The 21,903-nt window shown below is 51.0% G+C and carries 19 protein-coding genes; 8 read left to right on the top strand and 11 right to left on the bottom strand.

Annotation, left to right across the window (positions count from 1 at the left end):
• Window positions 1–30: 30 nt before the first annotated feature.
• The 7 genes from IPJ88_15115 to IPJ88_15085 all read right to left on the bottom strand — a co-directional run bounded on the left by IPJ88_15115 (window position 31) and on the right by IPJ88_15085 (window position 7,663).
• Entirely contained in the window at window positions 31–1,029 is a 999-nt protein-coding gene (locus tag IPJ88_15115) for a hypothetical protein (GenBank protein ID QQR89513.1), read from the bottom strand.
• A 247-nt stretch (window positions 1,030–1,276) separates the two neighbouring features.
• Window positions 1,277–2,620 (bottom strand): sigma-54-dependent Fis family transcriptional regulator, encoded by a 1,344-nt coding sequence (locus IPJ88_15110; GenBank protein QQR89512.1) that lies wholly within the window; start codon window positions 2,618–2,620, stop codon window positions 1,277–1,279.
• Between the two features lie 9 nt (window positions 2,621–2,629).
• Window positions 2,630–3,736, bottom strand: a complete 1,107-nt coding sequence (locus tag IPJ88_15105) for a metallophosphoesterase (protein ID QQR89511.1) — start codon at window positions 3,734–3,736, stop codon at window positions 2,630–2,632.
• Entirely contained in the window at window positions 3,733–3,939 is a 207-nt protein-coding gene (locus IPJ88_15100) for a hypothetical protein (GenBank protein ID QQR89510.1), read from the bottom strand. The genes IPJ88_15105 and IPJ88_15100 overlap by 4 nt, the downstream gene beginning before the upstream one ends.
• On the bottom strand, window positions 3,936–4,340 hold the full coding sequence (gene ysxC / locus IPJ88_15095; protein ID QQR89509.1) for a ribosome biogenesis GTP-binding protein YsxC: 405 nt from the start codon (window positions 4,338–4,340) through the stop codon (window positions 3,936–3,938). The genes IPJ88_15100 and ysxC overlap by 4 nt, the downstream gene beginning before the upstream one ends.
• A 69-nt stretch (window positions 4,341–4,409) precedes the next feature.
• On the bottom strand, window positions 4,410–5,993 hold the full coding sequence (gene murJ, locus IPJ88_15090) for a murein biosynthesis integral membrane protein MurJ (protein ID QQR89508.1): 1,584 nt from the start codon (window positions 5,991–5,993) through the stop codon (window positions 4,410–4,412).
• A gap of 221 nt (window positions 5,994–6,214) precedes the next feature.
• A complete protein-coding gene (locus IPJ88_15085) occupies window positions 6,215–7,663 on the bottom strand; it encodes a serine/threonine protein kinase (protein ID QQR89507.1) in 1,449 nt (482 codons plus the stop codon).
• Window positions 7,664–7,809: 146 nt separating this feature from the next.
• Between IPJ88_15085 and rpsT the strand changes: the two genes are divergently transcribed.
• The 6 genes from rpsT to IPJ88_15055 all read left to right on the top strand — a co-directional run bounded on the left by rpsT (window position 7,810) and on the right by IPJ88_15055 (window position 14,285).
• Window positions 7,810–8,073, top strand: a complete 264-nt coding sequence (gene rpsT, locus IPJ88_15080; GenBank protein QQR89506.1) for a 30S ribosomal protein S20 — start codon at window positions 7,810–7,812, stop codon at window positions 8,071–8,073.
• Window positions 8,074–8,085: 12 nt separating this feature from the next.
• Entirely contained in the window at window positions 8,086–8,517 is a 432-nt protein-coding gene (locus tag IPJ88_15075; protein ID QQR89505.1) for a hypothetical protein, read from the top strand.
• Window positions 8,490–8,705: a hypothetical protein gene (locus IPJ88_15070; protein ID QQR89504.1), complete on the top strand. Its 216-nt coding sequence runs from the start codon at window positions 8,490–8,492 to the stop codon at window positions 8,703–8,705. Before IPJ88_15075 ends, IPJ88_15070 begins: the two co-directional genes overlap by 28 nt.
• A gap of 96 nt (window positions 8,706–8,801) precedes the next feature.
• Window positions 8,802–10,055, top strand: a complete 1,254-nt coding sequence (locus tag IPJ88_15065) for a TolC family protein (GenBank protein QQR89503.1) — start codon at window positions 8,802–8,804, stop codon at window positions 10,053–10,055.
• Window positions 10,052–11,182, top strand: coding sequence for an efflux RND transporter periplasmic adaptor subunit (locus IPJ88_15060; GenBank protein ID QQR89502.1), 1,131 nt, complete (start codon window positions 10,052–10,054; stop codon window positions 11,180–11,182). The genes IPJ88_15065 and IPJ88_15060 overlap by 4 nt, the downstream gene beginning before the upstream one ends.
• Window positions 11,175–14,285: an efflux RND transporter permease subunit gene (locus IPJ88_15055; GenBank protein ID QQR89501.1), complete on the top strand. Its 3,111-nt coding sequence runs from the start codon at window positions 11,175–11,177 to the stop codon at window positions 14,283–14,285. Before IPJ88_15060 ends, IPJ88_15055 begins: the two co-directional genes overlap by 8 nt.
• 244 nt (window positions 14,286–14,529) lie before the next feature.
• Here IPJ88_15055 and holA read toward each other — a convergent pair whose 3' ends face one another.
• Complete coding sequence (gene holA / locus IPJ88_15050; GenBank protein ID QQR89500.1) at window positions 14,530–15,312, bottom strand: DNA polymerase III subunit delta; 783 nt, start codon at window positions 15,310–15,312, stop codon at window positions 14,530–14,532.
• Window positions 15,313–15,419: 107 nt separating this feature from the next.
• On the opposite strand from holA, the gene IPJ88_15045 reads away from it, so the two are divergent.
• Together IPJ88_15045 and IPJ88_15040 are read left to right on the top strand one after the other, a co-directional pair.
• Window positions 15,420–16,652, top strand: a complete 1,233-nt coding sequence (locus tag IPJ88_15045; protein ID QQR89499.1) for an ATP-dependent Clp protease ATP-binding subunit — start codon at window positions 15,420–15,422, stop codon at window positions 16,650–16,652.
• The gene (locus IPJ88_15040) at window positions 16,598–17,821 is read left to right on the top strand and encodes an ATP-dependent Clp protease ATP-binding subunit (GenBank protein QQR89498.1); all 1,224 of its coding nucleotides are present in this window, start codon (window positions 16,598–16,600) and stop codon (window positions 17,819–17,821) included. The genes IPJ88_15045 and IPJ88_15040 overlap by 55 nt, the downstream gene beginning before the upstream one ends.
• A gap of 45 nt (window positions 17,822–17,866) precedes the next feature.
• Here IPJ88_15040 and nadD read toward each other — a convergent pair whose 3' ends face one another.
• Genes nadD through IPJ88_15025 form a run of 3 tightly spaced genes read right to left on the bottom strand, consistent with a single transcriptional unit; the run spans window position 17,867 to window position 21,868 of the window.
• A complete protein-coding gene (gene nadD / locus IPJ88_15035; protein ID QQR89497.1) occupies window positions 17,867–18,421 on the bottom strand; it encodes a nicotinate (nicotinamide) nucleotide adenylyltransferase in 555 nt (184 codons plus the stop codon).
• 5 nt (window positions 18,422–18,426) lie between these two features.
• Complete coding sequence (locus IPJ88_15030) at window positions 18,427–19,029, bottom strand: hypothetical protein (GenBank protein ID QQR89496.1); 603 nt, start codon at window positions 19,027–19,029, stop codon at window positions 18,427–18,429.
• A gap of 1 nt (window position 19,030) precedes the next feature.
• Entirely contained in the window at window positions 19,031–21,868 is a 2,838-nt protein-coding gene (locus IPJ88_15025) for a tetratricopeptide repeat protein (protein QQR89495.1), read from the bottom strand.
• Between the last annotated feature and the right edge of the window lie 35 nt (window positions 21,869–21,903).

Below are 21,903 nucleotides of genomic sequence, written 5' to 3'. Positions count from 1 at the left end.
TGTGTGTACTTAGTCATAGTTCCCATCTTCTTAACGAATGTTGTACGTCATGTTCACTGGCTTACCGTCTCGCAGCACCGAAACGGTAAGGCTGTTTTCATTGCGAAGGCGTGCATAGGCTTGAAGCGCCGCGCTTGGATCCGACATGTCGTATCCATTGATCGTGCGAAGCACATCACCGTTGCTCAATCCAAGTTGGCCCAGTAGTCCTGTTTTTCGAATGGCTGAAAGTTTGACGCCAATAACACGGTCGCCTTCTTTGACAGGGCGTATGCGAGCTGCACGCATCATGGCGGACTGGTCTTCAAGGAGTTTCGTGACCAGGGAGCGATTAATATTATACGACGTATCGCTAATCTTTTCGATGTTCTCACTGATCTCATCGACACCAAAACCGGTGCGCGTTTTTATAGCGCCTGCTTTATCCGTTGTGGTGGCTGTACTGGCCGTGCTTGCTTTAGGCGGTCTTACCATCGCTTCTTGGCCAAACATGGACAGGGTGCATAATCCGCCGCCACTACGACGAAGAAAAACTAAATCGGGATAAATATCTGCAACGATGTTGCCATCAACACTCATACCGCTGCGAAACAACATGCCGGTCTGAGACGATGTTGCGATGGCGGCAAAGGAGTATTCGGGAAGTTTAGGAAAGGCAAATGATCCGACTAAACGAATCCCGCCTTCACACGGTGGTGGCGGCGCGTTTGGATCGACCACGAGGGGGCCGCCATCTGTGGCTTCGGGTGCTGGAATCTGATCCAACGGTCCTAGGGCCGAATCGAAAATATTTCTTTTTAGCAGAGGCTTGGGGTCACGTCGCTTGCTCGCCGCTGATCCGATGGCGCCGCGTGCTGAGAATTGAGGGAGCGCGCCTCCACTTTGTGTTTGTTGAAGTTCTGGATCGAGGCTTAGTGTGCTCGTGGCGATGATGCGTGTGCACCCGTGTGCAAAGAGCATGGCACTCAGCACAAAGGTAAGGCCAACTATCCCAACGATGATATGTTGCTGCTTTAATTCGTAAGCCACGTATAGCCTTGCAGCAAAGACCATGCCAAGTTGCAACGATTGACAGATCCTCTTATATTTTACGTTAATTCGTGGATAAACCTCGATTCTGCATCGACCGGTGTTTCGACAAGCTGACAGTGTGACGGTGCTTAAATCGGAGTGAGTTGACAGTTTGGCAAAAACTTAGAAAAACTTAACAATCGCAAATGCTAACATGACAAAGCTGGCATGTTTTATGCGATAAACATGTCAACCTTGGCATTTTTTAGGTTTTTTCTTCCAATTTTCGGTAGATGGTGCGCGCAGAGATGCCGAGCAGTTGCGCTGCGAGTTGTTTGTCTCCGCCGCTGTGACGGAGCGCGGCGACAATGGCTGCACGTTCGATTTGTGCAAGTGGCGTACCTAAGGAAAACACCAAATCGCCTTGATGGGCTTGTGCATCCGAGATGGGCGGCGGCAAGTCTTCGGCGTCGATCACTGCTTTCGTGTTGAGGACGACAATGCGCTCAATCACGTTTTCAAGTTCGCGAACGTTACCGGGCCAGCCATAGCCCAACATTTTTTCCATAGCAGTTGAGGAGAAGCTAAACGTCGCCTTGTTGTTCTTCTTGCTGTACAGATCAAGAAAATGATCAACCAGCAAAGGGATGTCGTTGCGCCTATCGGAAAGGGGCGGTGAGGTTATAGCAATGACGTTAAGGCGATAATACAAATCCTCACGAAAACGCCCGGCATTGACTTCCGACTCCAGGTCTCGATTTGTGGCAGCAATCAAGCGGAAATCGGCATGCTCTTTGCTCCCGCCTAAGGGCTCATACATTCCGTCTTGAAGAACACGCAGAAGCTTGACTTGAATGGCGGCAGGTAGCTCGCCTATTTCATCCAAGAATAGGGTGCCGCGGTTAGCCTGTGCGATGCGACCAATACGTTTTTGCATGGCCCCTGTGAACGCGCCGCGCTCGTGTCCAAAAAGCTCTGCTTCGACAATGGTTTCTGGTAAGGCCGCTAAGTTCACTGCTACAAATTCACCTTGACGTTCGCTGTGCTCGTGAATGTAGCGAGCAAGCAGCTCTTTTCCGGTACCGCTTTGCCCTAGCAGTAGAACAGTTGCACTCGAAGGCGCAGCTTGACGTGCGGTATCTAAGGCCCGGCGCAAGGCAGGGGATGAGCCAATAATGCGTTGGTTGCTGATGGCAAAAAGCGCGCGTTTGAGGTGACGGTTTTCCGCCAGCAAGGCAGCGCGCTCTGCCGCTTTGCGCACCGTTTTTACGATGTTCATGCGTTTGAGCGGCTTTTCGACAAAGTCGTAAGCGCCTTGCCGCATGGCTTGTACAGCGGTTTCAATCGTGCCGTAGGCCGTCATCAGCACTATTTCCGTATCGGGGGCCACGACTTTGAGCGCTTTCGATAACTCAAGGCCGCTCATGCCAGGCATCATCAAATCTGAAAGTACAATATCGACAACGTGATTGCGACAAAGTTCAAGCGCCTCTTGTGCCCCGCCAGCCAAAAGAACACGAAACCCTTCTCGCGTGAAAATCTTTTCAAGCGATTCGCGGTTTGAAAGCTCGTCATCGACGACAAGCAGCGTTATGGTGGGCTCTGTCACGGTAAAAACCTAGTCTGCATAAGGAATGGTCTCGCAAGTCGGCTGTTTGCCAAACCAACGCATGAGCGAGGTTTGTGGCCTTCCTTCTTCATCGTATTCAATAAGCGCATAAGTAAGCCCGCTGTTTTGTCCCAAGTGCTCCAAGTCAACGTTAATCATGCGCATCCATGTTCCGGTGTTAACCAGAACTTTCCCGCGTGGCAGCGAAAGATAGCGCGGACCATGGCTGTGTCCAACAATAAGGGTGTGAACGCCGCGCAACTGCCTCAACACACGGGTTGCCGCGTCGTCGTAGGTGCCGATGGTGAAAATTTCCTCACGAAGAATCGTTGTGAAATTCCGAATACGTTCTTTCCAAACATGAATGCGGAACACGCGGTGACGAATAAAATGCACCGATGACATTAGCAAAAAACGCAGCGCAAACTTGGTGTCGAAGAGCAAGCCTGCAGCTAAAAAGCGCCTAAACGGCTGCACCCGATCGATATGGTTTCTGAGTTCTTTTGCGGGGTTCATGACTTCAAGGATCCAAATGCTGCCCCAGGGAAGGTTGAGAATCTCGACACCGCTCTTGTCCGTGCGCGTCATGTGTTGGTAGTCCACGCGATGGATGCGCTCGAGTTGATGTCCGTGCCGAATCTGAATGCCTTCCGGTAAATAATACGTGTCGCTGCTCGTAATAAAACGAAGCTTGTCGGCTGGACCATCCGCAGGAGCAACGTAACGTCGAAAAAGCTCCTGTGGTGCGGCAAACCACATGTCGAGATCATGGTTGCCGGGTAAATACACAACACGACGTTTGGCCTTGGCTAAAAACTCTCGCAAGGAACGAACAAAACGAGGATGACCTTCAAGGCACTTGCGAAGTTTTTCGGTGGCAATCTCCTCGGTGATTTCGAGCGGCCACTTGCCATCGATTTTAACCCTCAAGAGATCAAAAATGTCCCCATTGAGGATGAGTTCGATTTCAGTTTCTGTACCAGCTTTTTCGTCGTAGTACTGTAAAAGATCCGCGAAACGATCATCGTGGACAAAGTCTTCAAAAGGATTGAGTTCCCCGCGTTTTATGCCGGTGCCGAGGTGTAAATCGCTGAGAACAATGCGAAGAAGTTTCATGTCGGATGCCTGGACGATACGGCATCTGCGTCGATGCCGACCAGTTTTAGTACTCGGCTAAAAAGTACTTCTTTGCCAAGTTGGTTGTGCGCACTAAATGCAACTACCGGCGCAGGGGTATCTTTCTTCAGTTTAGCCACGGCGAGCTTGTGCTGGTTTAGAGGAAGCTTGTCCATCTTTGTGGCGACAATCTGCAGACTCAACCCAAGGACTTGATGTAATTACTAAGATCTCGTTCTTCTTCTTCCAGGCCTCGCCTAATGTCGACGATAAGTAAAATACCGCGCAGTCCAACGCGTTGGTTAAGGAAGCTTTCAATCATGCTTTGCCACTTTTTGCGTTCGCTTTTGCTTCGCTTGGCGTAACCAAACCCGGGTAGATCGATGAGATCAAAACAGCCTGGCCCCACATGAACTCGGTAGAGATTAAGGCTGCGAGTGCAACCTGGTTGACCACTCGTGCGAGCTAGTTTCTTGCGACCAAGCAAGGTGTTGATCAAACTTGATTTGCCAACGTTGGAGCGGCCCACCAATGCAAGTTCGGCAAAAACCGGTGCGGGCAATTGCTCAAACGAAGAGGCTGCAGCGACAAACTCAGATTCCATAGCTTCGGAAGCTAGCGCAAAATAGCATGAAGGGGAAAGCCTCGTTTCTTGCCTGTGATGGCTTCATCCTCATTTTCGACGTCTAAATGCGTCGAAAAAGTGTTGCTGCTCTGGAAGTCGAATCAGTTTTGCCATCCCCGTATACACGATTGCAGCAAGGAGGGTTGTGCCTAGGTAGACAGCAATCGAGAGCCAGGAACTTTTTTGCACTGCCCAGTTAAAGAAATGATTAACCCCCAACAATAGCAACATCATGGGCATTGAGCACACGACAATACGCCAGCTGCTGTGGAGCACCGGGCGAAGCGAAGGACTAAGGCCCGTGCGTCTACTGAGTAGAATAAGCACAGCAAGTTGCGCGATCCCCGCGAGTGCGATGCTCGCGGCAATTCCTTGGTGTCCCCAAAACTGCATCAAGACGACGGAACTCGTCACGAAGATGGCGAGATTAATCATGCTAGCCTTTACTGGCGAGCGGGTGTCGCTGTTTGCATGAAACAGGGGGATAAGAATTCGCACGCTTGAAATCGCCCAGATACCAATCGCCTGTGCGCGTAAGGCAGCGCCCGTCTGACGGATTTGCTCTGAGTCGAAGTTGCCGCGGCCAAGCACGACACTCACCGTGGCATCGGCAAAGCCAGTAAGAAAAACCGTTGCAGGGATTGTGATAAACAATGAAAGCCGCCAAGCATCGTTAAGCGTTTGCTGCGCCGCTTGGTGCTCTCCCTTGCTAATCAGTTTTGAGAGGGTAGGCAGTGCAGCAGCGCCAATGGCCAAAGCGATCATGCCTTGCGGAATTTCAACCAAACGTTGGCTGTAGTAGAGATAGCTTTGCGCGCCAGTTGCAAGGAATGATGCAAGCAGGCGAGAGGCCATCACATTAAGTTGGTAGGTTCCGAGTCCAAGGATCAGCGGCAAGAGCAAGCGAAGCGCCTTCCTTACAGCAGGGTCTTTGAAATCGATTCGCGGTAGGGCCATGGCTTTACGCTTGAGCAAAACAGGGAGCTGTGAGAGAATTTGCAGAACACCTCCAGCCAAAGCTCCCAAGGAAAGAGAAAGTACCGCGGGATAGCCGTGTAGCCTTAGCCAACTTGGCAGTACAAACGCTGCTGAGATAAGCGCTATGTTTAAAAACACAGGGCTAAAAGCGGGAACGGAGAAAACACCCAGTGTATGAAGACTGGCTGTAAAAAGCGCGGCAATACCCATCAAGAAAATATAGGGAAAGACCACCTGCGTTAGTTGAACGGTTAGGTCAAACTTCTCGGGGTGCTCAAGGTAGCCCGCTGCAAACATCGATACGAGATAAGGTGCGCAGAGCACACCCAGGGCCGTGACAGCAAATAAGATCAGTCCCATCATCCCAAACAAAGCGCCGAAAACATGGTTGTAGCGCTCAGGTTCGCGTTCATGGGTTTGCGAAAGGACTGGAACAAAGGCTCCTGAAATCGCCCCTTCACCGAGCAAGACCCGTAGCGAATTCGGAATCGTGAACGCTATGAAAAATGCATCGGTGTGCTTCAACGAAAAAACAGCAGCAATCACAGCGTCCCGAAGAGCCCCGAAAATGCGTGAAAGCAGTGTCCCCGATGCAACGGTTAACGCAGAGCGCGTTACAGTTTGAGAGTTTGTTTTCGGGGCCGGTTTATCCATAGCGACGTCCGGACATTAACCCGCATCGCTGCAAGCTTCTAGGTCAGAGTACTAATTAAAGCGTCTAAATCCGCCGCCGTTGTCGGGCTCCTCGCTCTTTGGTGATGCCTTTGTTTTGCGTATCTTTGTGGGGATGCGTTCAAGGACAAGGTGCAGTTGTTGATCGGAGCTCGGAACGAGGCGTCGCTCATAGAGTTTAAAGCCTTTGCTTTGAACCTGTATCAGAAGTGGGGTGCTTCCTCTTTTAGTTCGAGTGTAAGTGGCGTGCTTCCGGCAACTTCACCATCGAGACTGACCTCGGCTTCAGGTGGGACGCTATCGATACTTAGGGCGATGCTCTGCTTGGCTTTTTCGGCCGGTGGGGGTGTTTGCCGTTCTGCTACCGGATCAGATCGTAGAGAGTTTGCTTCTGGAAAGGCTTTGTTTTGGCCAGGCGATGGCGCTTTTGTGGAGGTTTTAACGATAAAAAATGACGTTCCAATAATGGCTGCAGCAAGTAGCCACCACCAGGCGGAACGCTTTTTTCCAGAGGTCATGACACTGGTTCCTGCGCTGGTGTCAACGCGATGCACGCCACTTGTGGCAAGGCCCTTTGTAAGAGAAGGTCGCGACCCTTCCTCGGCTTCGAGATCGGAGCCTATTTCTGCCGCAGGAATATGCGATAGGGTTGAGCCGCTACGCACCCGACGAAGCAACTCGTGCTTTTCAGCCACACGATCAGCAAAGACATCGACCATCTGTGCCGCTAAGGTTTCTTCAGGAATACCTTGAAAGCCAAGGGAAGAGACAACGCCGACTAAGTCTCTGCGCATGTCGGCTGCTGTTTGATAGCGGTCCTCCCGTTTTTTACTTAAGGCTTTGAGTACGACACGCTCGAGTTCTGCCGGGTAGTTATCAATATGGGTGGATGGGGCAGGAAAGTCGCCATAACAAATCGCTTCGAGCGTTTTCATGGCATTGGTTCGAGCGAAGAGTCGTTTTTGGGTGGAGAGCTCGTAGAGCACAATGCCTAGTGCAAAGATATCGGTTCGTCGGTCCAAAGCCAGCCCTTGGCATTGTTCCGGAGACATGTATGCAAATTTGCCTTTGAGTTGACCTGCTTCCGTACTAGTAACGCGATCGCTTGCTTTCGCAATGCCGAAATCAAGGACTTTGGTGGTTCCATCATAGGTCACAAAGATGTTTTGAGGCGAGATGTCGCGGTGGACGATCTCGCGTGGGTGACCATCGGGATCTTTAAGATCGTGCGCGGCATGCAGACCAGCGCAGGCTTCTGAAATAATGTGAGCGCAAAGCGCAAAATCTAAGCGCTCACCCATGGATTTATAGCGGGTGATAATACCAGCCAGACTTTCACCCGGCAGATATTCCATGACGAGGTAAAGTTCGGTGCCATCGTGAACCAAGTCTTGAACTTGCACGACGTTGGGGTGACGAATCGCTGCGATGATGCGCGCTTCATCCAAGAACATTTTGACGAATTCCGTGCGTTTTGCGAGGTGGGGCAAGATTCGCTTGATGATGACAGGGCGTTCAAAGCCACTGGGACCCAGCAACTTTGCAAGCAAGACTTCAGCCATACCGCCCGATGCGAGGTGACCCAGAATATGGTAACGCCCAATCGTTCTTGGTAATTTTTCTGGCTCGCGTTTTGCCTCGGCGGAGGGCACCTTTGGCCTCCCTTCCATAAAGAACCTTTCACATTATACTACAATAATTTCATTGCTACCGCAATTTGTTATGAGATTCACTTGACAGCCGTCTACTTGAGCGGTAATCCCCCACCTCCGAGTGGTATGTAGGGAGCGAAAAAGAGATGGCAAATCATAAGTCTGCAGAAAAACGACATCGCCAAAGCCTAAAGCGCCGTGAGCAAAATCGCCATGTGCGCAGCACAGTGCGATCTTTTACCAAGGCAGTTCGTGAAGCGGTGGAACAAGGTGATTCCGCAGCAGCTCAGACAGCCTTTGCGCGTGTCGCGCGAAGTATTGACATGGCAGTGAGCAAAGGGGTCTTTCATCGTAAGACTGGCTCTCGGTACATTTCGCGTCTGCACACTAAGGTTGCAGCGCTTAACTAAGCACACGCTGCAATGGATCACGCGCAAACGCGTCATCAAATTGAGCAAAGTGAGTGGGTAAGCTGGATTGACGATGATCTGCGCTGGTGGCCTCCAGGTCGCACGGCTCGTCTTTGGGTTGTTGGTCTCACACTTGCCGCTGCTGTTCTAGGATCGGATCTTTTTGTCGATTGGCGCGCGGGTGTGCATCCCATGCATCTGGTCATGCATCTGGTCTCATTTTTGGTGCTGGGCTTAACTGCTTTTTCTATTATTCGAAGTCAGCGCCGTCGTACGGTCAGATTGAGACGACGATTGGGACGTCTTCAGACCGAGGCACACCAGTGGAAGGAATCTTCTCAGCAGCTTTTGAGAGGTCTTGGTGAGCAAATAGACCAACAGTTTCTCCGCTGGCAATTGAGCAACGCTGAAAAGAAGTGGCACTTTTTCTGCTCAAAGGCGTGAGTATTGCCGATATTTCATCCTTGCGGAAGACAAGCGAGCGTACCGCACGGGACCAAGCGCGAGCGGTATACCGAAAAGGCGGACTTGCAGGGCGCACAGAGCTGTCGGCGTTTTTTCTAGAAGATCTTCTGTTGCCGTCGACCGAAAAGGATGCGCTAAATGACCTGCATCCGTCGTCTGACGTATAGAAAAATATAGAAAAAACTGAAAGCTCCGTCACATGACGCGTTCCTGGGAGTAGTCCCAGATGTCATATTTGTTCTTCATATAGGGATACTATTCGTATGTTGCTTTCCTACATTCGAGGGATTTACCTCGTTGTCTGTGGACTTTTATTCGTGCCATCACGCGTGCAAGCGGAAGCCCTTCGTTTTGAGGAGGCTGTCGGCTTGGTGCAGCATGCGAGCGCGGTAAAAAGCTCAAGCATGGCCTTAGAAACCAGACGCGATAGCGACGATGGAATAGGCGGTACCGCAGGTCCGATGCAGTTTTCGTTTATGCCGGGGTTTCGTCCTCATCCGGCTGAGTCCAAGGGCTTTGAATTTCAAGCTAATTTCTCAGAGTCTTTTAGTCTTGAAGATCTCGGTGGCGCGCGACGTGAATCGGCAAAGAAGGAACGTCAGGCGATTGCCGCAGAAGTCCAAGCCAACCTATTAAGCTCGCGCCTGGAAATCGCCCGTGCCTGGCTTGCTTTGTGGCGAATCGAGAAACTACGCGGCATGGCAGCGGATGCAACCAAACTAACTGAGACTTTCCTGAGCGCCATTGAGCGGGCGCAAAAGCTAGGCGAGGCGACCGTGCTGGATGTGGAATCCGCCCGGTCTCACCTTGCTGAACTTAAGATGAAGTCGCTCGATCTGGAAGGTATGCAATTTTATCAGGTTCTAAAGCTATGTGAAACAATGGGCCGAAAACCCAATACCAAACTGACGACCAAGGGAGATCCACCTCGCGTTGCGCTCCCAAAGCACTTTGATACGCCATCTCTCATTGCACGCGTCGATGCACTGCCCTCGGTTCAATATGCACGTTTGCTTCGGGACTCTGCAAAGGCAAGGGTGAGTGAAGCCGATGCTTCGGTAGCGCCGATGTTTCAAATCGGAGCACAAGTGCAGCGGGAATCACCCACGTCTTGGCTTGGTTTTGGCTTAGTGGGTATCTCCGTGCCCGTATCGAACGCGGCAAAACGACAGGTCTCGCAGCACCTGGAAGAAGTTGAACGGCTTAACGTTGCTAAGGACAAAGCTCGGCGGGATGGTCAAGCGCAGCTTCTTGCTGCAATCCACGAGGTTGAGCACGAGACCCGCCTTTTAAGGCTTGTAACGAAAGAGGCCCTGCCAAGTGTTACCAATCTCGTCGATGCTCAGGAAAAAGCTCTTGCTGCAAACGAAGGAAGTGTTTTCCAATTGGTTACAGCACGTCGTCAGTGGATAGCGACACGCGAGCTTTCAACGCTTAGCCAGGAAGCTCTTAGTTGGGCAAAGATAAAACTGTGGTTGCTCATGAAAGCACTGCACAACCGTGGAAGCAGCAAATGAAAACAATTTGGATCATCGGGTTTGCGAGTGTTTTGTCGTTTTGCGCGCGTGGAAAAAAAGAGCAGCCTCAAACGCAGAAAGCAAAGATGGCTGATCAAGCAAAGAAAACTATCTATGACTGGTACCTGATACGAAAGGCCAATACGACCTCGGTATTTGAAGCGCCAGCCGTGGTGCGCGCACCACATGCTTCAGCAGGCATTGCCTTGGCTTACCGCGGACGGATTACGGCGCTGCATGCAACGGTCGGTGCAAAAGTAAAAAAGGGTGATGCTGTACTAGATGTACTTTGCCCCGAGGTGCTTGATGCTGCGGCAGTGTATTTGAGCGCCATGCAGCGATCGGTGGTGTATAAAGCACGCTCAGAGCGTCTAGAAACCCTTCGTGAAGAAGGCATCGTTGATCAATCTAGAGTGCTTGAGCAGCAAAAATCACAAGCGGAACTTGGCATTGATACGAAACGAGCGGCAGCAGTATTGCGGGCTTCGGGCATTTCTCCTGATGCTGCAAAATCGCTCCTGGCAAAGGGGTCGTTGACTTTGCGTGCTCCCATCTCCGGCGTGCTTACCGAGCTAAGCGCTCGTATTGGGGAGATTCCTGATCTTGGTAGTAATAAGCCGCTTGCTCGTATTGTTGGTGAAAGCAAAGGTCGCGTCGAAGTGCGTGTTTTGGGCGGCTTTCCAAAAGCTGATTCGCTTAGTTTTATTGATAACGCGGGGAAAATCTTGGCGCTTAATCCCGAGGCGATATCGCAAGTGCAAAGTGCAGATGGCACGTGGCTTCTGTGGTATGAATTTGCCAAAGAAGCGGTCTTTGCGGACGGTTTGCGTGGTCGGGTTCGTATCAATAGTGCAGTGCAGGTTTTTGAAATCCCTCAAAGCATGGTGGCCGAGCAGAGCGGGAAAATCACTGTGCTTCGAGACCGAAACAATAAAGAAAGCCATATCGAAATCGAAGTGATTGCGTCAACCGACTACAATGCCTTCATTCGCGGTCCGCTTGCCGTAGGCGATCGCATAGCCTTAGTGCAAGAGGCGAGTCGAGCGGGCGCTGGCGCAGCGCGAGCGGTGCAACAAACGGGCGCTGGCGCAGCGCGAGCACTGGAGCGAGGCAGCCAAGATGATTGAGAAATGGGTGAACTTTGCCCTTGCGCGTGCGCGATGGGCCGTGGTTTTGGTCATTGGGGGTGCCCTTCTGGCACTGATTGCGACCTTTCATTTGCGCTTTGACGCTTTGCCCGATGTGACCGGCAGACAAGTGATGATACTTACGCGCGCTGCGGGATTTACTCCCCAAGAAGTCGAGCGCATCGTCACTCGCTTGGTCGAAATGCGAATTGGTGGGGTTCCAGGACTAAAATCGCAGCGTAGCATATCGCGTTACGGCATTTCTTCAGTAACTGCGGTGTTTGACGAAGATGTTCCCATTCTTCGTGCACGGCAGCTCATCCAAGAATCGCTCCAAAGCATTGCTACGAGTCTTCCTAATGGGGTTGATGCGCCTGAACTTGGACCCATGACCGGTGGTCTAGGTGAAATCTACCATTTCTCCTTACACTCGGATAAGCGAAGCACCACCGAACTGTATGAGTTGGCGCGATGGCAAATCGCCCCGCTGTTGCGGTCGGTGCCGGGCATTGTTGAAGTTAATACCTGGGGTGGGCGAGAACGAACTCTTGACGTCATTGCCAATCCCAGTCTAATGGCGAGCTATAAAGTTACGATGAATGAAGTCATTCAAGCTGTTCGCGCCGCGAGCGGCCAAGTGGCTGGGGCAACCTTGCATCGAGGACAAAGCGGAACCTTGTTGCGTGGCGTGTCTTGGCCAAGAAGTAGTTCTGAACTTGCTGCTACCGTCTTGCGGTTAAACGAGGATGGCACGGTGATTCGAATTGGTGATGTCGCATCGGTTCAAGATGGTGCTCGGCCGCGGCTTGGCGCGGCAACCTTGGATGGTCGCGGCGAGACGGTCTATGTGATGCTACAGATGCTTCTTGAAGCCAATGCTTTGGAAGTGCTCAAAGACGTGCATACGGCATTGCCAAAAGTACGTGAGGCTTTGCCGCCGGACGTTGAAATCGAAGAAGTCTACGATCGTAGCGAGCTCGTCTATGCCACACTGAAAACGGTAGCCAAGAACCTTCTTGAAGGTGGCTTGCTTGTTATTTTTGTTTTGTTTTTTTTGCTCGGCAGCTTGCGTGCGGGCTTGCTTGTAGCGTCGCTGATTCCTCTCTCGATGCTTGGTGCCATTGTGGCTATGGTTTTCTTTGATGTTCCTGCAAACTTGATGAGTCTTGGCGCACTTGATTTTGGTCTCCTGGTCGACGGCGGCATTGTGATGGTGGAGAGCGTTTTTCACGAAATGCAGCAGAAAAAGGTGCATGTTCGTGGCTGTGTTGATCGCGTGTCAAATAGCATGGCACGGCCTGTGTTCTTTTCAGTATTAATTATTTTGTTGGTCTACATTCCGATTCTTTCGCTCCAAGGTGTGGAGGGAAAAATGTTTCGTCCCATGGTGCTTACCGTGGTGTTTGCTCTTAGTACTGCGCTTGTGTTGTCGCTTCTTTTTATTCCACCTGCTCTTCGCTTGTTTTTGCGTGATCGTGATGTGCCCAAGCAAGAGCCCTGGCTGATTCGTAAAGTCCAAAGCATCTATGAGCCCGAGCTTGATCGCATGTTAAAACGACCTTTGGTCGTGGCTACAACCGCAGTTCTACTGCTGGGCAGTGGTATTTATCTTTTTGCCCATTCGGGCAGTGCCTTTATTCCACAACTCGATGAAGGGGATTTGGTCATACAGACGCTGAGAGAGCCTGACATACGGGTGCAGAGTGCGGTCAACCAGAGTTTGCTTATGGAAGAGGACATCTTGCGAAAGGTTCCTGAAGTAAACCGCATCGTAAGTAGGATAGGCAGCCCAGCCGTCGCCACCGACATCATGGGTTTGGAGCAGGCCGATGTTTTTGTTGACTTGAAAGACAAAGATCAATGGCGAGAAGGGCTTAGCAAATCTGATTTGATTGCCCAGATCGAGAAAGCTGTCTCGCCCTCAGCGAAACCAAAAGATATGAGTTTTACGCAGCCGATTCAAATGCGTTTCAATGAGCTTTTGGGCGGTGAAGTGAGTGATGTTGGCCTTAGCTTTTACAGTGAAAACCTCACCGAACTTAATGCGGTTGCCAAGCAAGCGGTTCGCGCACTTAAAAAGGTTGATGGTGCGCAAGATGTGCGTGTTTCAGCGCCACCTTCGGTTAGCGTTATCGAAGTTCGACCCAATCCACTTGCCGCGGCGCAATTCGGTTTTAGTCCCGAAGATGTACTTAATCACGTTCAAGCACTTCGACGTGGAGTCGATGCAGGACTGACTTACGATGGTCCTATTCGTGTTCCGCTTCGTGTACGCTTTGATCTATCGCCGGATGCGTACCGTGCTTCTGAGCTTCCCTTGGTCACGGCGCAAGGACACACCGTGGCCCTGCGCAACGTAGCAAAAGTTGAACGCATGCCCACTCCGGCCATGGTTAATCGAAACAACGGTTTTAGACGAGTCGTCGTAGGCTTTAACGTTCGCGGTCGTGATCTTGCGACCACCGTTCAGGATGCTCAAGTGGCCATCGCCAAGCATGTGGATGTTCCGACGGGGATGAGACTGGAGTGGGGAGGGCAGTACAAAAGCCTTAAAAGTGCTCAGGCTCGTTTAGCGGTTGTCATACCAGCAGTGCTTGTCTTAATCTTTTTGCTACTTTTTATTTTATTTCGCTCAATTCGGATCGCTTTGATTATTTTGCTGAATGTTCCTTTTGCCGCTGTTGGCGGCATCATGGCGCTATATGCGAGGGGCTTGCCGGTGTCGATTTCTGCTGCGGTTGGTTTCATTGCGCTTAGTGGTATTGCCGTGCTCAACGGCGTGGTGCTGATGAATGCCTTGGTTGCCAAAGAGCAACAAGGCGCCTCGCCCATGGAAGCCGCTCGTTTTGCCGCGCACAATCGTCTGCGGCCGGTGCTTATGACAGCCCTGGTTGCGGCGCTTGGCTTCGTTCCCATGATGCTTGCGACGGGCGTTGGATCGGAGGTTCAGCGACCTCTGGCGACTGTTGTCGTTGGCGGCCTGGTCACTTCAACGTTGCTTACGCTTGGGATACTGCCGACGCTCTATCCATGGCTCAGTTCTTTCCGTTATCTGCGGCGAAAGAAGGGCGCGTCAGAAACCAGCTTAACGCCTACTTCCTAAGTGTTTTGCGTTTGCTTTAGAGCTCGTCGCTAATTCGCGTCTAGCAGGCTAAGGATGCTCTGTTGCAATAGAACACTGGGCGGTACACGGCTTTGTTTTAAGCTGCGTTCTAGCGTTGAAAGCTCAATAAAAACCTTGCTCAGTTTTGAAAAAGAAATTCGTTTTGCGATGCTCGCAAGTTCGCCTGCTTTGAACGCTGGTGCAGAAGCGAGGCGAGCCGCTTCCTGTGGGGTTGAACCTGAGTCTAAAGCACTTCGAAATCGTCCAAGAATGCGAATTGGCGGGCGAGCATGGCGAGTAATCGCAAAGGAGGCTCCCCTTCTTTGAGTAGCTGCTCGAGACTGCGAAGCGCTTGCTTTGTTTGAGACGCTCCAACACTATCCACTAAATCCCAGATGGTGGCATTTGGCAGTTGAGTGATGCAGCTTTCAATGGATGCAGCGTCGATGCGCTGGGATGGGCCGACAAAAAGCGAGAGCCTTTGAAGTGCATCATCGATGTTTACAAGCTCTGAGCCACAACTATCAATTAGCAGACTTGCGTCGTGGTCACTAAGAGCATGACCAAGGCTTTTAGCCTGGTGAATGACGAAACGTTTTAGAGCCGGTCCTTTTAAGGGCTGAAGGTCAATCCAGTACCCCTTGTCCTTGGCGAGTTTTGCAAAGCGGCTTCGACCGTCAAGCTTTTCTGCTTGAAGCACAACAATGGCATCGGTTGGTGGTGTCTTCAGTATCTCGGCAAGATTGTCTAAAGCATTGCTTTTTAGTGTTTCGGCTTGCTGGATGAAAATAGCACGGGTGCTGGCAAACATGGGCGGAGTTCGCAGGCTTTCGAGCACAGCAGCAATTGGGATCGAAGGTCCACGATGCAATTCGATATCTTCGGCTCGCAAACCCAGCTCATGGGTCCAGGATTTGATCCCATCAAGGCAGCGTTTTTGAAAAACTGTCTCGGTCCCAACAAGGACAAAAACCCGCGAAGAAGGCTTTCCAGCGCTCAATTGGGCGATAAGATCAGCAGCGTGCATGGTCTGGCGGCTAAACTGGCGCTAAGCAGCCTGCGCGTCAAGACGGCAGGCTTGTGTTACGAAAAAATTGGCTTTTAAGCTCTCAAGCAGGTATCGGACATAGGATCATGGGAAAAGAGTTGGCAACCCTGCTTGGAAAAGCATCTCGAGCTGCCCGTCGTCGGGGGCAGACCTTAACCACCTCCCATTTGCTATTGGTTATGCTGCAACATGGCGGCAAGCCAGCCGCAGTTTTGGCAGAAAACGGCCTTAGCGAAGCCGCCCTTGCGGCTGCTTTGAAGAAGCACTCGGATGAATCCCTGAGCGCTATGGAGGTGAGTCTTGAGAAGGCTTCGCGTCTTGCGCAGGGTTTTGGCCTAAAGCAGCCGGGCGTTCTTCATTTGCTGTTAGCTTTGAGCAGAGAATCGCGGAGCGCAGCTTATCGGTGCCTAGCGGAGATTGTTGGAAGTCCCACCGGTATCGAGCAACAAGCACTTGACTTACTAGGGCAGGGCGGGCGCCGTATTGCTTCCAGACAGATGTTGGCTTCAACGTCCAAAAACAAAACCGTAGCGCGGGCTATTTTGAACTCTGGACAAACGTTTTCAGAGCAGCGCGAAGAAAAAGCAAAAGAAGTTAAGGTGGAACCGAAGCCCCAGGCCTTGCGGGTTGCTGCACCTAGCAAAACAAAGCAACTACCACAAGAGAACCTTGAAACAGGATCTTACAAGAAAATCCGTGGCTCTGAGTCCCTCTTCGCGTTGGATAGTAAGTGCTTTCCCGTTTTGGCTAAGTTGGGCCACAATCTAAGCCTCGATGCGGATATGGGCGCGCTCGACTGTGTGGTCGGCCGGCAGCAGGACATTGAAACGCTGCTCGATGTGCTGGCCCGAAGAAAGGCAAACAATCCCGTTGTGGTTGGACCTCCCGGGGTTGGTAAAACCGCTTTGGTTCACGGCCTAGTTAGTCGCATGGTCCGTGAAGCGAGACGCCAAAACGAGGTCAATCCGACCGTGGTCGTTGAAATGGGCGTAGGAAGCCTGATTGCTGGGACCGCAGTTCGCGGAGCTTTGACAGAACGTCTGCGCATGCTTGCCGATGAACTAAAAGCCGCTAAAGGCAGGGTGCTTCTTTTCGTGGACGATATCCACACCATTCTGGCAGCTGGCGATGCCGTTGATGAGCTCTCCAGTGAGTTTAAAGCCCTTTTAGCTCGGGGAGCATTTCCAGTATTGGGGCTTGTTCCGAGCGAGAATACAACCGACATATTGAACGCGATCCGGCACTTGCAAGACAGTTTCAGCGAGTGTTCATTCAGGAGCCTTCTGAATCAGAGTCCATCCAAATCCTGCGCGGAGTAGAGGCGGTTTATTCTAAACACCATGGCGTAAGTTTCGATGATGATGCCGTTGCATTGGCTGTGACTTTGTCGTCGCGCTATATCCACGATCGCTTTTTGCCCGACAAGGCTATCGGTGCACTTGATCTTGCCGCCGCTCGAATAAAGCGTGCAGGAAAAAACCGGGTGACGGATCATGATATTGCTCAAGTCATCAGTGAACACAGTCGCGTTCCCGTGGAGCGTTTGTTGAAGACGGACGCGGATAGCCTTTTGCAGTTAGAAGATAAGCTACTTGAGCGGATTGTGGGGCAAGACGAGGTTGTTGCGAAAGTTGCCGCGTCGCTTCGAAAGAGCGCCGCTGGTTTTCTTGGCAATGGGCCACTTGGTGTGTTTTTGGCGCTTGGACCAACGGGTGTCGGAAAAACAGAACTCGCAAAGGCTATTTCTGAACTTCTTTTTCCTGGGATTGAAATTGCTCGCTTTGATATGGCTGAGTTTAGCGAAGCGCACGCCGTGGCAAGACTGCTTGGCGCCCCTCCTGGCTATATTGGGCACGATGAGGGTGGTCAGCTTACCGAGGCGGTTCGAAATCGTCCTTACCAACTTATCTTGCTTGACGAAATCGACAAAGCGCATCGTGAAGTACTGCTTTCCTTGCTTCCTCTTCTCGATGAAGGTCGGCTAAGTGATGCGCGTGGGCGGACGGTTGATTTTACACATACCATCATCATGATGACTTCAAACTTTGGAGCAAAAGCTTTTATTAAGCACAACTCGATTGGTTTTGAAGACGATGTTTTGGCAAAAAACGATTCTAGAAAATCTGCTCTAGATGCAGCGCGTGGCTCGTTAGCGCCTGAGCTTTGGAATAGAATCGATGAGCCATTGGTTTTCTTGCCGCTTACAAAATCTGAAGTGGTTAAAATCGCCAAGAAGCGTTTAGCGAGCCTTCAGGAGAAGTTGTTTGACCAAAACGGCATTGTTTTGAAATACAAAGACAATGTCGTTGATGTGCTTATGGATCAAGGCGGATTTGACTCTGAGCTTGGAGCACGGCCTTTGAACCGAGCTGTCAGCCGTTTGATTGAAGCTCCGCTCGCTGACGCGTTGCTTTCTAAGAAGCTTTCTGCTGGTAGCAGTGTGTGTTTGAAAATAAAGGACGGAGATATCGCGATCGAAGCGCAGTAACTGTGCGGTTGGCGAAAGCGTTAGCGGTAAGGCTGAGCAGTGCAGCTAGTCCTGATACAATTTTTGAGTTCGTATGTACTCGGTGACGATTTCTGGAAGCCAGCCACTCATCTCCTCATTGGTGCGCAGACGTTCTCGAACTTCGGTGGAGCTAATTGGTGGAATTCCAAGTGGGCTATGAATATCTAGCGATGCACGAGGAATAACTAAAGGTGGCGCCATTTTCTTTATCTGATCAAATCTGTGCCATCTCTCGGTTTCTTTGACGAGGTCTGATCCAATGATCAGTCGCAGTTGCTTGTTTGGCATTTCTTTTGAAAGATGTTCAACGGTGCGCAGTGTTCGACTTTCTCCACCGAGAACACCCTCTACGTCCGAAACGGAAACACGTTTCAAGTCTGAAAACGCAAGCTCACACATGCGCAGCCGATGTTCGTAGGGCGCGAGTTTCTTTGAAAAAGGATGAACATAGGTTGGAATGACAACAATGCGATCAACGTGTGTAGAAGAAAGCACATAGGTTCCAACCAAGACGTGAGCGAGATGAGGAGGGTCGAAACTTCCTCCGAATAGACCAATTGTTTCATTTTGCGCGTTCATTGAAGTTAGGTGATGCTCAAACGAGGTGTTTTGGGACTAAGGGACTTTTTCCATTCGGTGTTTCCCTTGAAATCAAGGCACTCAATTTCGATAAGGCCATTTTTAACAGAACGAATGATTGAGAGCTTTTCATCGGCGATGGGTCCCGGACAAAAAAAGTGTCGGCTTCCAAATGCACGCAGGTCGAGAGTGTCTCCTTTGCCATAAACAATGAGTTTTGTGCTTGCGATGTCGTCCTCGTTAAGCACTGATTTATCATGGATGAAAAAAACGATTTCACCGTCCATTACTTCGATAATGCGCGTATGTAGATCCGGCAAAGCGTGTATGTCCGAAGTGCGTTGGGCAATCCCTTCCGTTTCGAGGTAGGATTCGATTTGTTGACTTGTTCCGTTGACGCCAAGTTCAACAATTTTTTGATCTTTGGTGTGAGGTGCGTCTTGAGACGAAGACGCTCCATGGTTCCATGTCTTGAGTTGGGCCCGAACCTTTTGCTCCGTGTCGAGCACCATCATGCGATCGACACGACGTTCTAGAAGCGAGAGCTCACAAGCGCGCCAAAGCAGTTCGACATGTGATGAGAGTTTTCCAATAAGTGCGATTTGCATACTAGCTTTTCTGAGTACTCACTCTTAGTCTGGCTTCAAAGTGCTCTTCTGATATTGCGAAACTAATAAGTGAAGATAACTCATTAATCTCGCGAATCGCTACTATGCGACGGGCCAAGTTTGAAGAAGGATCGGGGTGTCCGTGAAGTTTGAGGAGCGCAGCCACGGCTGATGGGGCTGAACCCAGAAGCAGCAAGCCAAAACGGCTTCCCAGCTGGAATGCAAGATTGCCGAGAATACCTGGATCAAAGTTCTGCATTGCAGAAACCTCTAAGGCATGTGGTATGATTTGCTGCTTGAGGCGTTTGGACAGGTACTTATTCATGTGCTTTGAATAGACTTCAAGTTCCTCAATCTCGATTCCGGGAGGAAAGAATTCCGGATCGCAGATGTGAATTACCGAGGCCAAAAGCAGGGCAACATCGTAAGGCTTCGTTCGGCTTGTGACGGACAGAGAACTGTCTGCCACTTTTATGGCGCGAGCCATCAGGAAGAACAGCTCGTCATCGTTGGTTGTCTCGATGAGATCACGACTGATTAAAATCGACAGAGGGTTTGAACTGATAGGGACACAGAGATGTGATGTTGACTCAGTTACGTGCACGTGCGCTGCGCTTCGGCCTAGTAGAGCAGAAACCCGATCAGCGATTTCACGGGACTTTTCGCGACGGCCAATCTTTTGAGCCTTGAAGCTTCGCAGGTCGATCGGGAATAATTTTTCCATAGCCGATGCGCTAAGAGTGAAAAGCGTACGCACTGCTGGCGCAAGCATCTCAGGACTCAGGAGTTGGTCCAGTTCGTCATTGGATGCATTTTGTATGTCCAAACGAGCGGCGCCGTCAGGAGAAAGTAATTTAGAAATCTCGATGTCGACGATTCCTGTTGAAAGAGCCGCTGATGCACAAGCTCTGGCCGCATCGTGTTTTTCTCTCCAACCTAAAACCCTCACGAGTCCGTGCCACGCTGCGGCGTCACTGAGGTCATTGCGGATAGCATGGCGGAAATCGTCGGTGGCCCGGTTTAGGTGCATGGCGTAAGCGCTGGTCGCACCTTGGCGGTCGTAGAAATCAGCCAGAGACTGAATTACGATGATATCCGCTGGCGTATGCTTCCGAGCTCTTTCTAAAGTCTGCTCAGCTTGGCGCAGCTTCCCACTACTTTCGTAGGCCTGAGCGAGTTTTAGGCGGTGATCTCTGTTACGTTCCGGATCCAAGTCTTTATCTACAAGGTGACTAAGGGTCTCAATAGCCTGAGCCATGTTTCCGTCGTCGACATAGACTTTGGCAAGTCGCTGCATTGCAGTAAGGTCATCGGGAGCAATGCGAATCACACGCTTAAACGCAGCTTCCGCACGCTTTGCATCGGGTGTTTTTGATTCATAAATACTGCCCAGAGCCAAAAAAATTCGTCGCAGCTCATCATGGTCGCGGGAGATTCGTGCAATTCGGATGTACGCATTAGCCGCATCCTCCCAGCTCTCTGATGCACTCGAAAGCTCGGCAAATTCCCGCAGAGCATCGAGATGATCCGGCTCAGTCGACAGGGCCAGTTCCAAGTGTTTCTTAGCTTCGTCAGCTTTTCCAAGTTGCTGGTAGAGATCTGCAAGCTGTACATGTAACTCGACGACGGACCTGGGGTCCCCTCCTGCCTTAATGCGTTCCAGGGTGAGTGCTGCAAGCTGACGCAGTCCACCATGGTCTTGGAGAAGACGTCGCAAGCGGTCAAAAACATCGGAATAGGCGATGTCGATAGCCGCGGCTTGTTCCAATGCGGCAACCGCTTTTGTTCGATCTGCGACCTCGTCCTGCCAGATACTGCCGGCGTGATGCCAAAGGCAAAGGGAATGCGAGGGTAGGTGGCAGAGTCTCGCAGCAGCTTCAAAATGCTCAGCTGCAGCTTTCCCTTCTCCCATTTCAAAGAAAAGTCGCGCGAGTTCTTCCTCAAAGTGAAAAGATACCTCGTTCCCACCGATGGACTTGGTAAGGAGGTTGGCTGCTTCCTGCGACTGCCCTTGGAATTCAAGCACACTTACGGCGCGCAACGCAAAAGGTGCTTTTTCACTGTTGCGGGAAGCGCCTTCAGCAATAATTTGTCGTGAGATAGCCGTGCGCTCGATGTTGTTCGTTCGCAATGCTGCTCCGAGTAGACGTCGCGCAATCCACGAATCCGAAAGTTGTGTTTCATCGGTGCGTAGTAAGATTTTGTCTGCTGCGCTAGCTCGTGCCGACGACTGAGAGAGCGCATAACGAGCTGCAGCTCTTGTGTGCGTGGTGCAATCCGATACGGAATCGAGAAGTTCTCCCATGCGAGCGTCGATAGAACTCAGTTCGTCTTTGTTGCCGAGTTGAATGAAACTGCGTTGAAGTGCTCTGGCAAGTGCTTTGTTGGTAGGGTTTTGGTCGGACAGCAGTTGCAAAGCTCTCAAATTTGCTTGAGGGATTTTTAAAATTGTATTGGTGATTGTGCAAAGATGTTCAACAGCAAAAACAGTCGAGTCATTCTGCACGCTTTGATCAGAGGCACGAATGCTTTCCGCGATGAGTTTCGTTGGGTCGCTTTTTAGATGATCTGCAATGCGAAAATGAAAGGGATCCGTAGGATTGTGTTGGCTGTGTTGCGTAAGAAAAGCAGTGCTCGTTTGCAAATCGCCGCGTGCTAGGCACTGCCAAGCTGCGTCAAGCACGAAAGCGTGTGCAAGAGTTGAAGAATCCCTGCTCAGCAGTGTCTGCGCGATTCGCAGTCGCTGAGTGGAGTGCGTTGTGTTGTCATAGCGTAGAAGCAGCATCCCCAAAATCGGGTCGTCTGGAAATAAATCAAGGGCTGAAGCGAGTGCCAGCATTGCTTCATCAGGAGAGGTCGGCCAAAAGTTCCAAT

The organism is Myxococcales bacterium, assembly GCA_016699535.1.
Taxonomy (GTDB): domain Bacteria; phylum Myxococcota_A; class Polyangia; order Polyangiales.
This window is presented reverse-complemented; position numbering and strand designations above follow the sequence as displayed.